The organism is Bacillus sp. FJAT-27445, from assembly GCF_001510665.1.
Taxonomy (GTDB): domain Bacteria; phylum Bacillota; class Bacilli; order Bacillales; family Cytobacillaceae; genus Bacillus_D.
In genome coordinates, this window is record NZ_LMTI01000006.1 from 43,937 (window position 1) to 45,809 (window position 1,873).

Consider the following 1,873-nt stretch of genomic DNA (forward strand, 5'->3'; position numbering starts at 1 on the left):
TTACGAGTTAATGGAAAGTTCTTGGCCAGCCATTGCCAGCAGCGGCGACGGACCTCAATTCCTGGTCGACTTCGCACGCAAGCTCGATCGGAAACCCAAGTACGTCTTCTCGCGGACGCTGGATCACGTGTCGTGGCAAAACTCTTTCTTGTTGAAGGGGCCTGTTTCCGAGGAGGTGCCAAAGCTTAAGGCAGAAGGGAAGAACCTAGTCGTTAACGGCGGTCCCGGCCTCGGTTCCACCCTGGCACAACTAGGCTTGGTGGATGAGTATCACTTCCTGGTACAGCCAATCGTTGCCGGACGTGGCCCCCAATTATTGGGGGGAGTTCGTGATCGACTGAATCTGAAGCTGAGCGGGACCAAATCTTTCGGCTCCGGCGTCGTCGTGCTCCGCTATACGCCCGTTCGTTGACTGCTTGGCTGATCACTGCGGTTTGGCACTGCCAGACGAATACGTACGAGCACAAGATGAAGCCGGCAAACATTTGTCGGCTACTTCGTCTATGCTCATTGCGTTGAATTAACGCTTTTATGTTGTATCCCGCCAAGACAAAGAGGAAATTAAAAATGAGGGAATAATTTTCAGTGGGCTTATCCAATAAGGATTAAACCCACTTTTTCTTACTCGCGGAATCTGGATTAAGGTTCTGTGTACCTTGAGACCTACGTGCAATTTCCGCGTAAAATGCTATAGAGGCCTCTCTGATAGAAAGGATACATATCATTTAGCTCCATAATATGAGTTTGAATTGGGACACCATACATTAAAGCAAGTAATTGAACGACAACGTCAGTGTATCTGGAGGAGTGGATGGACGGTATCTCCGAAAGATAGTAGGTAAATACCTCTTGCAAGATCAGGGACTTGACCTTTTGCTCGAATGCTTTTGCATTAAATAAGTAGTATTCATAAGATGAAAGCTCAATGGCGGCAGGTTTCTCGGTGAGCTTACTATAATAATGGATGAGGGAAACCATGATTTTTTTGCCAGGTACAAAATCTTCGCAAATCGATTGAAAAACGTGATACAAACCTTCCTCTCCCGAATAACGTTTGCAGTGGATTTCAAAGCTTCTGTCATAAAGCCATTTTCGTACAAAATAGTCCAGCACTTGTTCCTTGTAATGGAAGTAGTTAAAAAACGTCACTTTGGTCGTATTGACGTTCGTACACAATTCATCAACGGTAATATCATTTAGATTTTTATATTCCAGAAGCCTTAGCATTTCTTCAAGTATCGAAACTTTCAAAAGTGCAGCCTTTTTTTCCCTAACCCCGAAATGTTCCACGAATAGATTCCTTCTTTCTCCGTTTTCTTATCCAGGACACACAGCTTAAGATGAAAATTATGATGGCCAGACAATAAAAAAGTGAAGTAGCCATGCTCTTCGTAATCGTAAAGGCACTTCCCGCATATACAATACCTCTGGGAACCGCCGATTGATAGGTAAGCATTACAAATATCAAGATGTTTTCCAGGTAATCACAGATCATGGCAATCAAAGGGAGGGACAATACAATTTTTGAAAAAGAGGAATGGGTGGTTAGAGCTGATTTCCCGGTCAACTTATAGGAAAAGCGGATAAGCAAACCGAACAAACACAATCCGGCCAGGCAGTTTAGCAACGGAAAGAAAAAATCCAGCGGTAATTGCACATGCGTATACACGTTATACCCTTCCTCAGACAGCCGGGATAGAAATTTAACCGCATACGTAAAACTATAGCCCAACGGCTTAACATCAATTATCATTAAGCCGCCAGCTTCCTTAACAATCCTAGGGATGGAATACGTCTGCATGACCAGGTAAATGGCTTGTGAACTAATTAAAAACATAAGCCACATCTTAATAGTTACGCCTTCAAGTTTACG

At 43.8% G+C, this 1,873-nt stretch carries 3 protein-coding genes; 1 reads left to right on the forward strand and 2 read right to left on the reverse strand.

The window, feature by feature from the left end; translation table 11 throughout:
• Positions 1–412, forward strand: a 412-nt coding sequence (locus AR337_RS17670; RefSeq protein ID WP_253701905.1) for a dihydrofolate reductase family protein, incomplete at its 5' end; no start/stop codon positions are given.
• A 251-nt stretch (positions 413–663) separates the two neighbouring features.
• Here the strand turns inward: AR337_RS17670 and AR337_RS17675 are convergent.
• Both AR337_RS17675 and AR337_RS17680 read right to left on the reverse strand, forming a co-directional pair.
• Positions 664–1,290, reverse strand: coding sequence for a TetR/AcrR family transcriptional regulator (locus AR337_RS17675; protein ID WP_059173366.1), 627 nt, complete (start codon positions 1,288–1,290; stop codon positions 664–666).
• On the reverse strand, positions 1,271–1,873 hold a 603-nt coding region (locus tag AR337_RS17680), incomplete at its 5' end, for a hypothetical protein (RefSeq protein WP_059173367.1). The genes AR337_RS17675 and AR337_RS17680, both read right to left, overlap by 20 nt.